Origin of the sequence: Piscibacillus salipiscarius (assembly GCF_042685285.1) — a bacterium.
In the GTDB taxonomy this organism is placed as follows: Bacteria; Bacillota; Bacilli; order Bacillales; family Alkalibacillaceae; genus Piscibacillus; species Piscibacillus salipiscarius.
Map to the genome: position 1 here is coordinate 1 of NZ_JBHUMZ010000022.1, position 12,629 is coordinate 12,629.

Genomic DNA, 12,629 nt, shown 5'->3' on the forward strand with positions numbered 1-12,629 from the left:
TAGGAATGCTCCTGCAGGAACAGCACGAGCTGAAAATCACGCCAAACGAACGGGAGTGAGTTTGGGGAAGTTGAAGCCGTGCCTGCGGAAAGCGAAGCATTTTGATGCAGCTAAAAAATGAAGACGAATATTAGGGGTTGATCTCTCCTCTAATATTCGTCTTCTTCTAGATTAATTAATATTTTGTCCCAGCCTCTTGGTTTTTCGAGTAAATAAAAAAAGTTTCTAGTAAAATTGCAATTTTGTCTAGTAAATCTTAAATTTTGTCTAGTATTTTTTCGGAATTGTCTAGTAAATCTCTAGAATTGTCTAGTAACGTAACTGTTTTGTCTAGTATTGTATTAAGATTGTCTAGTTAATCTGAAGTTTTTCTCTTTCCTCGTTATACAATCGGCTCAGCGTACTTATTTTCTAAGCTTTCATTTAATGGGCGGCCGGTATCGTATGATATATCGCCGAGTAGGTCAAAGGCTGTTGCCCGCACTTCATCCAATGGTTTTTCCCAATATTGTAAAATAGCATTAACGAGAGTTACCGCCTCATCTCTGGCTTGTTTGTATAAATCAATAAAACTCTCTGTACTTGGCTCTTGAGTAGCTGAATGATGCCAAACCTCGTGCCGTTCATTTAAAAAGTCCGTTACCTCCGTGATTGGCCTATGTGAAATAGGTGGAATCACTTTTCCTAATAATTTATTTTTCCATCCATATGGATCATAAACGATTCTTAAAGCTAGCTTCATATCTTGATAAGACTTCTGAACAAAGCCTTCCTGCATTGACAGGTCATCTCCAAAATGTTCGTGCAAGATCTTCTCTAACATCACAGACAAATAGGAGTTAAGCTCTGTGCCCACATTTAATTTCTGAGAAACCGGTTCCTTCCAGGTTTTAATATTTCTAAAGTTCCACAGCATTAACGTATCAATAATCGTCTCGAGCTTTTGATGGTCATAGTCTTTATAACCAGCTCTATAATGAATATATGGATGCGTTACACGATCGAGAACATGATGAGTGATAAAACCCAGTGTATAGGCTTTCGTTTCGTCTGTTCCAATTTTAGCGCCTTCAATCATATCACGTAGGACGATCCCGCATTTATTACGGTGCATGAGAAGTCCTAGGTCATTAATTGGAGAACTCTTTGTCCAAGGCCAGGGGTTATGATAGAAGAACGGGTCTGGCCCTTGTGCTCCTAAATTAAAGTAATGTTGGTGCTTACGTACTTGAGAGCTTAACGGGACATATTCCATGACATCTTCACAAAATAAAATATGGGTCCAGACGTTTGGCATACGATCACCTTCTTAAATACTTGATACATAACTGATTCTAGATATATGGGTAAATCCCTTCTTTTTGAAGAAAATGTCAGGTTATGTCGGAAAATAAAAGGGAAAAGGTTTATCTAAAGAGGTTTTTGTTTAAAATGTTCTTAGCTGGTCTTATAATGAATAAGTAGCTCCTAAGAGGAGGAAAGATCATGTTCAAATTAATTAAGTATGCCGTTGTACTGTTAGTCATCGGTTATATTATAAATTCCCTGCCAGAGTCGATGTTTACAGATTCTAAGCAAAACGCAGCATCTAATGAAGAGACGACTGCTGTTGAAGAAGTCGGGAGCAGAGTTCAGCATTTAGTGACCAATGTTGACTGGGCAGAGGCTACGGAGAAAGCTGTCAATGGACTTAACCGTGCAGCGATGATGCTGTCTATGTACTTAGAAGGTGATGAAGACGTTGATGTAGTCCCAGTTTTTAAAGGTGATGAAGTAGACGGGACAGAGCGGGATTCTGACCAAGTCCATGAGTTTGAACGCCGCGTTCATGAACTGGTGAATGAAGAGCGAAAAAAGCGGGGACTTGAGCCACTTGAGTTTTCTGTTGACGTCAGCCATGTCGCTCGCGCTAAATCTCAGGATATGGCAGACAAAGATTATTTTAGTCACGAATCACCAACGTATGGATCACCATTCGATATGATGCAAGAATTTGGCCTGAAATACATGGCAGCTGGCGAAAATATCGCGATGGGTCAACGGAGTCCAGAACAAGTCATGGAGGGCTGGATGAATAGTGACGGACACAGAAAGAACATTCTCCATGAAAACTTCACACATCTAGGTGTCGGTTTTATTAAAGACAACGGAACTTATTACTGGACGCAGATGTTTATAGGGAAGTAGGAAGAAGCCGGATCACAATGAGTGGTTCGGTTTTTGTATAGTAATTAATATGTGAATAGGAGGAATTACAGTGAATTTAAATAAAATAGACTACTTACTGCTTATTGGGATAGGTGTTTTACTAATTATTGATCATTTTGTTAGTGGATTCTCACATAATTTTCTAGCTTGGATTTTTGCTGGGCTGATCGTTTATAGTTTAAATTATAAAAAGTACAAGGAAGGATCATTAGAGCAGATAAGGAACTGGCAAGTCGTCAGCACGTTGATCATAACAGGAATGGTCATCATTTTCTCGTTAATCGGTACCGTTAATGAACCAGGGGTATCTTTTGCTAGCGGAATATTCTGGTTCGCCATATTGCTTTCGATTTTTGAAATTATGTACCAAACCAATCAGATAAAACAAGGAACTGACGATCGTTAATTCCTCTGGTTAGTATAAAAAATTCTGATCCACATGATAACTTAACTTTACATTGAATATAATCTACCAATGAAAGGGTGGATTGTCATGTGGAAGGAATTCAAGCAGTTTGCTTTGAGAGGCAATGTCATAGAACTAGCTATTGCAGTAATTATTGGGACGGCTTTTAGTAAAATCGTAGACTCACTTGTAAACGACATCCTAGCACCTGTTTTAGGACTGCTTGCAGGCGGGACAAGTTTAAAATTTTTGGTCATTAACATTGATGGGACCGTTATTCGTTACGGAGCTTTTTTACAATCAACCATCGACTTCTTAATTATTGCCTTTTCAATCTATATCTTTATCAAGATTTTTAATTACATTAGAGGGAAAGAAAGTGTAAAACTTGAGGAGGCTCCTCACCCTAATCAAGAAGTGCTGAATGAAATACGTGACTTGTTAAAGGAAAAGAAAAAAGACGAAAGAGGCCCGAAGTTACGTATCAAATAGTAAGGAAGCGGTCTACTAACTAGAAACTTTTTCTATGGTATATATTAACTCTTAAAATCTGGTTGAAAGTTGTTATAATGTGCGTGTGGGGGTCAAGACATCTAAGGAGGTAATACCTTGAAAATGTTAAGACCAATTACGGCTGTGTTAATCGCAGTCATTATGTCAATTATTTTAGCTACTGGACAAGTAGCAGCAAGTAGCCAAGTCGATAGCCAGTCGTCAAACGAAGCACACACATTCACAGTTAATTTCTCTGAGTGGTTCCAACAGGATACAAAGTTTAATTGGAATAAATTTATAGATTACTACTGGAATCAAGCACAAAAACAGCAGCCAGTAGAAGATAAAGAGAAGCAAGCTGAGCCAAAAGAAGAGGCTCCAAAGCAAGAACAACCGGCTGAGCAAGAGCAGCCAGCTAAACAGGAGCCAGCTCCTGAAAAGCAACCTAAACAAGAGCAACCAGCTGAAGCTCCTCAAAAAGAGCAACAAGAACAAAAAGCTGAAGCTCCACAGCAAGATCAGCAACAAGAGCCAGCTCAAGAAAAGCAAGATCAACAACAAACTTCAGACTTACAAGCATTTGAGCAAAAAGTTGTTGAATTAGTCAACCAAGAAAGACAAGAACGTGGTTTACAACCATTAAAAGCTTCATCTGAATTAAGTGATGTTGCACGCGAAAAATCACGTGATATGGCTAAGAACAATTACTTCAGCCACACATCACCAACTTACGGTTCACCGTTTGATATGATGAAGCAGTTTGGAATTGACTACCGTACTGCAGGTGAAAACATTGCGATGGGTCAAACGACTCCAGAACAAGTTATGAATGGCTGGATGAATAGTGATGGCCACCGTAAAAACATCTTAAGCAGTAACTTCACACACATTGGCGTTGGCTACGTTGAATCAAATGGACAAACTTACTGGACACAAATGTTCATTGGTAAATAAATAGAGAGAGTAGAAAAAGGGAGACGTCTGGCTTAACTTTCTGTTAGGTCGGGCGTCTTTTTCTTAAGCTGAAATTGACCACGTTTACTAGACAATTTGACTGTTTTACTAGACAAAATTTAAGTTTTACTAGACAATTTCGAAATTTTACTAGAAGATTTTTTAATATACTAGACAATGAACATGTGCTTGGAGTACTAGGAGAGCTCTTTTGTGTTAAGATATGTTAAAACATGAATTACACTAGGGGGTCATAACATGGTATTTGAAACGGACCGGATTTACTTTCGCAAATTAGCTAAGGATGATGTCAAAACACTCTATAATTGGCACAATGACGTTGAAGTGTTTACGAACATGAGATCGTCACTTGATCTTTACAACCATGAAGACATTGAAGAATTTTATGACAAAATTAAAGAAGGTAAGAGCTTCATCATTGTTAATAAAGAAGACAATCGTGATATTGGAAATATTTCATTGGTTGGCCTTAACTTTAGGCAGCGTCATGCAGAGATCTTATTACTAATTGGCGAAAAAGATTACTGGGGGCAAGGTTACGGGAAAGAAGCGTTTCGACTGCTATTAAATTATGCGTTTAAAGAGCTCAATTTACACAGAGTTAGTTTAAAAGTGTTTTCGTTTAATCAGAAGGCTAAGAAAATGTATGAGAATCTTGGTTTTACAGTTGAAGGCAAACTAAGAGAGAGCTTCTTTAGACACGGAGAATGGCATGATATTTATATCATGAGTCTTCTGCAGCAGGAATACGCTGAACTAAACGAATAACGATGCTTTACATATCATATTTTTGTGGTAATATATTGAAAAAGTGAATCCAATGATGAAGAGAGTAATTTAGATGTAGCTAACAGCGAGTTAGGGTTGGTGTGAGCCTAACAGTGAAACCTAAATGAACCGCACTTCTGAGGAGCTACCTGAAACCTAGTATGGTGAGCCGGGGTAACCCCCGTTATCAATGTAAAGTGGCCTGTTAGTTTTAACAGGTAAAAAGAGTGGTACCGCGACAACTCGTCTCTTAATGGTTAAGAGGCGAGTTTTTTTATTGAGGAGGAATCTAATGGATATAAAACAGTCTCTCACAACGGTCATTCACGAACATGTTAGTGAACATTTAACCTTAAAGGAAGTAGCAAAGTTAATTGAAAAGCCTAAAAGTGAAAACCATGGAGACTATTCGTTTCCTTGTTTCATTTTAGCCAAAAAAATGCGTCAATCCCCACAGGGAATTGCTTCAGACATAACAAAGAAGATCGAGGATCCACTAATTGAACAAGTAGAAGCAGTTGGACCTTATGTCAATATCTTTTTAGACAAATCAGTTGTGAGTACAAACGTGCTTAAAACCATTCTAAAAGAAGGCAGCAATTACGGTCAGTCGCAAATTGGCCAGGGTGAGAAGATCGTTTTAGATTTTTCCTCACCTAATATCGCTAAGCCTTTCTCGATGGGGCATTTACGGTCTACAGTCATTGGTCAGTCACTTGCGAATATTGTTGAGAAGGTGGGTTTTCAATCAGTCAAAATTAATTATCTAGGTGATTGGGGAACCCAGTTTGGAAAGCTCATTTATGCCTACAAACTATGGGGCGATGAGAATAAGGTGCGCCAGAATCCGATCAAAGAGCTGCTGGAGCTTTATGTGAAATTTCATAAAGAAGCGGAAGCGAACCCTCAGTTAGAAGATGAAGGACGAAATTGGTTTAAAAAACTGGAAGATGGAGATGAAGAGGCTCATCAACTATGGGACTGGTTTAGAGATGAATCACTAAAAGAATTTAAGAAAATCTATGATTTGTTGGGTGTGGATTTCGATTCTTATAATGGTGAAGCCTTTTATAATGACAAGATGGCTAACACGATTAATCAGCTTAAAGAAAGAGAACTATTAGTTGAATCAGATGGAGCAGAGGTAGTCAGTTTAGATGAGTTTGACCTTCCACCTTCGTTAATAAAGAAGCGTGACGGGGCAACGTTGTATGCGACGCGTGATCTTACAGCTGCTATTTACAGGCAAAATCAATATCAGTTCAAACAAGCGATCTATGTCGTTGGACATGAACAGTCCTTGCATTTTAAGCAGCTATTTTTAGTTCTGCAGAAGATGGGCTTCACGTGGGCACAGAATATGCACCATGTTCCGTTTGGTTTTATTTTAAAAGATGGCAAGAAGATGTCGACCCGTAAAGGTAAAGTTGTGTTACTCGATCAAGTTATTCAAGAAGCGATTGAGTTAGCTAAGGAGAATATCGATGACAAAAATCCGTCCTTGGAAAATAAGGAGAAAGTCGCGGAGATGGTTGGTGTGGGTGCCATTATCTTTCACGATTTGAAAAATGATCGCCTTAACAATGTAGAGTTTTCACTTGAAGACATGCTCCGGTTTGAAGGCCATACAGGTCCTTATGTTCAGTATACGCATGCACGCGCCCAGTCTATTTTAAGTAAATATGCGGCAGAGCCAAAGGTGAATGATGGTGTAAACGATGATGAATCTTGGCCAGTCGTAAAACGATTACATCAGTTTCCAGAAGTGATTTTAAAGAGTTATATAGAATACGAGCCATCTGTTATTGCTAAGTATTTAATTGACTTATCGCAGGCTTTTAATAAATATTATGGGAAGGTCAAGATATTACATGATGATAGGCAGCTAGACGATCGTCTTGCATTAGTCGAATCAACAGGAATTGTAATTAAAGATGGATTACGTTTATTAGGAATTAGTGCCCCCGAGAATATGTAAACCTGCAGGTAAAATAGCTCAACATGTTGATAAAAGTTGAAAACGTGAAGGTAAATCGCAAAAACATGAAGATAAATCGTGAAAACCTGCAGGTAAATTAGAAAAACCTGCAGATAAACCAAAAAAACCTGCAGCTACAATAAAAGCTTGAGGCCTTGCGCCTCAAGCTTTTTCATCTTCTAATATCCAATCGACGGCTTCACTTAAATCTTTAAAGCTTTTATAAGCTTCTGGATGTGTGTTTACTACCATTAGACTTTTAATACCGACTGCATTCCCTGCTTCGATATCAGGCTCGCGGTCGCCGACCATATAACTTTTCATTATATCGATATCATAATCATCAATGAGGTCGAGTAACATTTGTGAACCTGGTTTTCGGCAGTAACAGTTTTCATGAGGGGCATGCGTGCATGCCATAATTTCGTGTATTTGCGCGCCTTGCTTTGCGAGTTCTCTAGCCATATGATCATGAATATCGTTTAGCGTATCTTCTGTCATATAACCTAATCCAACACCACCTTGGTTTGTAACGACAAACACTTTAAAGCCGGCATCGTTTAACTTTTTAATCGATTCAGGTACGTTTTCTAAGAAATACAGATCTTCTTTACGATTGACAAACTTAACGCGATGGGTCTTGACTTCATTAATGACACCGTCGCGGTCTAAAAATACTGCTTTATTCAATTGCACATTCATCCTTCCATGCTAATCTGTTGATGATCGGTTTCATCTATTGTCCTAAATTTAAATATAAGAACTAAAAACACTATTTGAGTGATGAGCCCAGCAATTGCTAGGATTATGATAAAGCCTAATAAATGGCTGACATTGATACTAAATGTGTTTAACAGCGCAATAAAGAACATGATAACCAAATAGGCTTTCATCGTCTTCTCCGTACGCCTTTTTAAATCACTACGATTCATTTGGTCAGCCAATTCAATTAATAACAGAAAGATGTAATAGGCTAAAACAATACTTAATATCGTAACACCTAAAAAGTAAAAGTTCCAGAGTCCGAGTGTTGTATAAGTGGCATTAGGGTCCACAAACATTTCTGGAATTACTAAGCCGGCGAGAAGAATAGAAATAATTTGAGCCGTTCTAGCAGGCTGAATGTTATTGGCAAAAAAGTTAAATCCTACTGTCGTGATGACATAACCTAAAGGGTCCATTAAGACGTCGAACTCATTTAATCGAAAATCTAAAAAGACAATTAATAACCCCCAAAAAATTAATAAAATGGCTTTTCTCATGTATGTTATTCCCCTCTCGCTTTGATTAATTCCTGAATATCCTTTGATGATAGGTTAGGATCTTCATGTAATAGCAGAGGAATGGCGAATGACTCGCCTTGGTCGGTCGTTCCGTTTAACTGAGCTCGAAAAAGGTACATATGAGTCTTATCTAAATCAATTTGAGTATATATGTATAATTGCTTACCTTGTTCGATCTTGTAAGGTTCGGCATCTTGAAAAAGCCCCCCAGGTAGTTCAGACCACTCGGCCTTCATCAAAGGTTCAATCGGGTGATTTTTCGATTTATTTATTTCCTCTCGCCACTCTTGTTTCGTCGTTCCTTTGGCGGTGTTCAGTTTAACTTCAAAATCTCCTTTAACTTCTTCTAAAGGTATACTTAATGATTCGATCTGTGCGCTCTCATGAAACTGTTTTGATTCAATCGCACGTCCATCGCTACCACTTCCATAGTGTCTTGATGTGTATATGTGGGGTTTTTTCTCAAATTGAGAAGGTTTCTTCACGTTTACATGGCCAACATCGACTTTCGCTGAAGTTCCATCATTAAAGTGGACCGTCATGTCATTAAAAGAAAACGGTAATTGAATTTCTCTAACAGATGGTTCGTTAAAATAAATAAAAATTTCTCTTAACGCATGATGGCTATATTCCGTAATATTTCTAGGTTTGTTTGGATGTTGAAACGCGAAAGAATTATTTTGAAGATGAAAGGTTTTACCATTAATCGTGACATAATTGATTTTTCGCTGATTAAATTTATTATCTATGTAGTAAAATTTTAAAGGTGTTTCTCCAACTTGATGTACGTAATAGTGTTCTAAAAATAACGGTTGATCTAGTTGTTGTGCGTTAAAGTATATGGAATTACCAATGGAGCTCAAAACAATAATGAGCAGCCCTAGTAACAGAAACTTTAATTTCATTCTTAATTCCCCCTCATACATAGCTATATGTTACCAAAAAATAGATTAGAAAAAAATGGTTTATATCAGAAGTCTTTCATCGGACAGACACCCATTCTTTAAAGTCTTACATATGATGATGGTGTGAGGCTTTTTAGAAAGGAGAATAAACCATGAACGGATATAACGGACAACATGGTCCATATCGGCAGCCAGATGATGATGATCAGTTTTCTCCATTTAACTTTCTTGGACAATTAATCGGTTTTCCTGGTCAATCGCCGGGAGGGTTTCCGCCAGGGCAAGGGTTTGGCCCAGGTGGCTTCCCAGGCGGTGGTCCTGGAGGCTTTCCAGGAGGTCCAGGTGGGTTCCCAGGTGGCGGCCCAGGAGGTTTTCCTGGCGGAGGACCGGGTGGCTTTCCAGGTGGACTAGGTCAAGGACCAAGTGGCCCCCCACAAGGACCACCTCCATCTTTTACCCCGCAGCAAGGTGGTCAGTACGGAGTTCAAGCGGTAGACCCGGGTTCCATTAGGGGCTGCTTGTACCGATACACTTATGTATGGCTAGATAACCGCCAGCGTTTCTGGTTCTATCCAACATATGTCGGTAGACGCTCAGTATCTGGTTACAGGTGGACTGGGTTCTTCTGGGTGTATTATGGTGTAGATTTAAGACGAATCGATTCATTTCAGTGTTATTAGGATCTGAAAAGAGCTGAGCGCCCGTTTAACCACGGAGAAATTTACTGTATTAGCACAAAAAAGGACCCCACATTTTACTGTGAGGTCCTAAAAACTATTAGGGGGAGGAGATAGTTTATTCTAATACCGATGATACGGCTTGATCGCTATTGATAATTAATAATACTTTACCTTCATCCATGTCTTCTTCATATTCTTCAGCTTCATCTTTACTAAAGCCCATTTCTTGAAGTTTAGTTCTAAGTTCGTCACCTTTTTTGTTGAACATATTATTCAAGAAGTTTTTCATATCTTGCTCACTAAAGCCAATCGTGTTGGCTTTTGCATTACTCGCAATACGTTCTGTACGATCGTCATCATGTGACAATATATACACTTCAGAGTTGTCAATTCCGTGATCTTTTAGTTTTTGAACATCTTGAACAAGTTTTTCATCATTCGTATATTCTTTTACAAATGGCATGTCTTTCACTCCTTCTTTAATATGTTACATTAGGTGTTTACCACGTGAACGAAATCTAAAACATACAAGAAGGGCTTAACTTAATAAATCATCAAAATCTCGCTCGCCTCTTACGATTAATAGAATCTTCCCTTGATCCAACATCGCTTCATATTGTTCAGCGCTTTCTTCTGATACGCCAACTTCTTCTAGTTTTGCTCTTAATTCATTGCCTTTTTGGTCAAATCCTTCACTTTGCATGAGTTCGATCGTATGTGTTCGAGTTTTATGAGCTAAATCTTCTGTATGCTCATCATCATGAGTCAATACATAAATATCTTCTTGACTGACACCATTACCTAATAATTTCTTAATGTCATGTTCAATGTTTTGGTCATTTTTATAATCTTTTACATACGCCATAAAACTTTCCTCCTTAATAACCTGAACGTTTGTCGTCAAATTTATAGTCGTCAATCATGTGAAAGTCATGCTTCTGCAATGGAGTTTCAGCAGGGCCTTCTAACACCTCACCAGTATATGAGAATCGAGATCCATGACAAGGACAATCCCATGAACGTTCTGATTCATTCCAATTAACTTCACATCCTGCATGAGTACATGTCGTGTCAACGATATGAACTTGTCCATCGGGATCTTTATAAGCTCCTTTTCGCTCACCATCCATTCGTATAATCGAACCTTCATCATGATCTAACTCTTCAATTTTAGTGCGTGGCACTTCCATTTTTCCTTTAATTAAGTGTTTAGCCATATCCAAGTTTTCCATGAAAAATTTCTTTAAACTTGGATCTGGTGAAAAGCGAGAAGGAGAAAAGACGTCTTGATATGGATTCATCTCACCTAAAACATAATCACTCATTAACTTTGCGGCATTAGTTCCATTCGTCATACCCCATTTACGGTAGCCTGTTGCAATTAGTACGTTTTGTCGTTTCTTAGTAATCGGGCCAACATATGGAATTTTATCTAGGGTGATAAGATCCTGAGCTGACCATCTGTGTAAAATTTCATATTCATTTTCTGTAAATAAGTCATCACAGAAGCGTTTTAAGCCTTTAAAGTGTTCCATCATGCCTTTACCTTGACCAGTCTTGTGATCCTCACCACCGATTAAATAAACCTCTTCGCCATTATAAGTAGCCTTACGGATTGAATGTTCTGGTTTATCAACACTTAAGTACATGCCACCTGGATAAGGTTTGTTAGCTTTAACAGCTAACACATATGAACGGCTGGCATACATTCTAGTTGAATAGAGTCCCGTTCCTTCATAAAAAGGAAAGTGAGAACAGGCTAACGCGTAGTTAGCTTTCACACGAAAGCCGTCTCGAGTGACAACGACAGCGGCACCGTGAGCATCCTCAACATCAACAGCAACTGTCTGTTCATAGAACTTCCCGCCTTTATCCTGGATGAGTTTAATTAAATGAGATAAGTATTTTAGCGGATGGAACTGCGCTTGATTTTTCATAGATAAAGCATTTTCAATTGGAACATTAAAGGGAATCTCACTTTCTAAATTTCCTTTAATATTTAAGTTGTCATAAGCTTGGTACTCTTTTTCAAGCTTATTTTTGTACTCTCCAGAAGTTGAAAATAGATAGGCATCCTGTTTCTCAAAATCACAATCAATTTGATGGTTCGTCACAAGCTCTTCAACCAATTTAAGTGCGTCCATATTCGCCTCATAATAGAGTCTGGCTGTGTTATACCCCATTTTATTAATTAAATCCTGATAGATAATTTCATGCTGGGCGGTTACTTTTGCCGTCGTATGTCCAGTTGTGCCATTTAATAACGTACTAGCTTCAAGTAACGCGACTTTAATATTTTGTTGTGACAAAAGATAGGCGGCAGTTATGCCAGTAATTCCACCACCAATAATGACGACATCAGTTGTTAAGTCTTCAGTAAGTGGTTCAAAGGTCGGAATTGAAGTCTCTTCAAACCATATAGAATGAGACTGATCCGGAAATTTAGGTTTAGACATCATTTTACACTCCATTTCTATATACCCTTTTTGTGTAGTATTTGTCACAATCAGAAGGATATTCAGATGCATTATTTTATTGTAAAATATAGTTAGATGGAGGGGATTAAATGTCGACGGCAGTTTATTTAATTATAGGTGTTTTATTTGTCGTAACGTTAATTGGTACATTCTTAATTGGGAAAAATGAAACAAATAAAGTTAAAAAGTATGAACAAGAAGGCCACTCACCAAAAGATGAACTTAAACGTTCTTGGGAATATGAGACATCTTCATTGCAGAAAAACATTCCGTCTCTGTTAATTATTTATGGAGTCGTGGTCATTGCAAGCATTATCGCTTTAGCCATTTATATTTTCTGATTTGACATAATTTTGTAATATTCATTTAAACCTTGTGTAATATGAAAGCGGTTCAAGTGGTGTTATTCTTATAATTAGAAAAAGGTTATTTCCCCCTAGTCACATATAGTGAG

At 38.1% G+C, this 12,629-nt stretch carries 15 protein-coding genes and 1 other annotated feature; of the genes, 8 read left to right on the top strand and 7 right to left on the bottom strand.

Going from position 1 to position 12,629, the window contains the following annotated elements:
• Positions 1-382 precede the first annotated feature (382 nt).
• A complete protein-coding gene (locus ACFSW4_RS09945; protein ID WP_377329013.1) occupies positions 383-1,297 on the bottom strand; it encodes a zinc dependent phospholipase C family protein in 915 nt (304 codons plus the stop codon).
• A gap of 188 nt (positions 1,298-1,485) precedes the next feature.
• Between ACFSW4_RS09945 and ACFSW4_RS09950 the strand changes: the two genes are divergently transcribed.
• From ACFSW4_RS09950 to argS, 6 genes are all read left to right on the top strand, one after another.
• Positions 1,486-2,187: a CAP domain-containing protein gene (locus ACFSW4_RS09950; protein ID WP_054754450.1), complete on the top strand. Its 702-nt coding sequence runs from the start codon at positions 1,486-1,488 to the stop codon at positions 2,185-2,187.
• A 70-nt stretch (positions 2,188-2,257) separates the two neighbouring features.
• Positions 2,258-2,614: a hypothetical protein gene (locus ACFSW4_RS09955; RefSeq protein ID WP_054754449.1), complete on the top strand. Its 357-nt coding sequence runs from the start codon at positions 2,258-2,260 to the stop codon at positions 2,612-2,614.
• Positions 2,615-2,701: 87 nt separating this feature from the next.
• Entirely contained in the window at positions 2,702-3,106 is a 405-nt protein-coding gene (gene mscL / locus ACFSW4_RS09960) for a large conductance mechanosensitive channel protein MscL (RefSeq protein WP_377329015.1), read from the top strand.
• A 123-nt stretch (positions 3,107-3,229) separates the two neighbouring features.
• Positions 3,230-4,063, top strand: coding sequence for a CAP domain-containing protein (locus ACFSW4_RS09965; protein WP_377329117.1), 834 nt, complete (start codon positions 3,230-3,232; stop codon positions 4,061-4,063).
• Positions 4,064-4,321: 258 nt separating this feature from the next.
• Positions 4,322-4,852 carry a GNAT family N-acetyltransferase gene (locus ACFSW4_RS09970; RefSeq protein ID WP_054754446.1) on the top strand — a complete coding sequence of 177 codons (531 nt, stop codon included), beginning with the start codon at positions 4,322-4,324 and terminating at the stop codon, positions 4,850-4,852.
• Between the two features lie 43 nt (positions 4,853-4,895).
• Positions 4,896-5,106: a binding site (T-box leader), on the top strand.
• A 38-nt stretch (positions 5,107-5,144) separates the two neighbouring features.
• Entirely contained in the window at positions 5,145-6,830 is a 1,686-nt protein-coding gene (gene argS / locus ACFSW4_RS09975) for an arginine--tRNA ligase (protein WP_377329017.1), read from the top strand.
• 162 nt (positions 6,831-6,992) lie between these two features.
• Here the strand turns inward: argS and ACFSW4_RS09980 are convergent, their stop codons facing one another.
• From ACFSW4_RS09980 to ACFSW4_RS09990, 3 genes are read right to left on the bottom strand one after another with little or no spacing between them, the layout of a single operon-like run.
• Positions 6,993-7,520, bottom strand: coding sequence for a D-glycero-alpha-D-manno-heptose-1,7-bisphosphate 7-phosphatase (locus ACFSW4_RS09980; protein WP_054754453.1), 528 nt, complete (start codon positions 7,518-7,520; stop codon positions 6,993-6,995).
• An 8-nt stretch (positions 7,521-7,528) separates the two neighbouring features.
• Positions 7,529-8,092, bottom strand: a complete 564-nt coding sequence (locus ACFSW4_RS09985; protein ID WP_377329019.1) for a hypothetical protein — start codon at positions 8,090-8,092, stop codon at positions 7,529-7,531.
• A gap of 5 nt (positions 8,093-8,097) precedes the next feature.
• On the bottom strand, positions 8,098-9,018 hold the full coding sequence (locus tag ACFSW4_RS09990) for a hypothetical protein (RefSeq protein ID WP_054754444.1): 921 nt from the start codon (positions 9,016-9,018) through the stop codon (positions 8,098-8,100).
• A gap of 152 nt (positions 9,019-9,170) precedes the next feature.
• Here ACFSW4_RS09990 and ACFSW4_RS09995 point away from each other — a divergent pair, with 152 nt between their 5' ends.
• The gene (locus ACFSW4_RS09995; protein WP_054754443.1) at positions 9,171-9,698 is read left to right on the top strand and encodes a hypothetical protein; all 528 of its coding nucleotides are present in this window, start codon (positions 9,171-9,173) and stop codon (positions 9,696-9,698) included.
• A 115-nt stretch (positions 9,699-9,813) separates the two neighbouring features.
• Here the strand turns inward: ACFSW4_RS09995 and ACFSW4_RS10000 are convergent, their stop codons facing one another.
• The 3 genes from ACFSW4_RS10000 to ACFSW4_RS10010 form a co-directional block, all read right to left on the bottom strand.
• Complete coding sequence (locus tag ACFSW4_RS10000; RefSeq protein WP_377329021.1) at positions 9,814-10,161, bottom strand: general stress protein; 348 nt, start codon at positions 10,159-10,161, stop codon at positions 9,814-9,816.
• 75 nt (positions 10,162-10,236) lie between these two features.
• Positions 10,237-10,563 (bottom strand): general stress protein, encoded by a 327-nt coding sequence (locus ACFSW4_RS10005; protein ID WP_054754442.1) that lies wholly within the window; start codon positions 10,561-10,563, stop codon positions 10,237-10,239.
• 13 nt (positions 10,564-10,576) lie between these two features.
• Entirely contained in the window at positions 10,577-12,154 is a 1,578-nt protein-coding gene (locus tag ACFSW4_RS10010; RefSeq protein WP_377329023.1) for an FAD-dependent oxidoreductase, read from the bottom strand.
• 110 nt (positions 12,155-12,264) lie between these two features.
• On the opposite strand from ACFSW4_RS10010, the gene ACFSW4_RS10015 reads away from it, so the two are divergent.
• On the top strand, positions 12,265-12,516 hold the full coding sequence (locus ACFSW4_RS10015) for a hypothetical protein (protein WP_377329025.1): 252 nt from the start codon (positions 12,265-12,267) through the stop codon (positions 12,514-12,516).
• Positions 12,517-12,629: the final 113 nt, after the last annotated feature.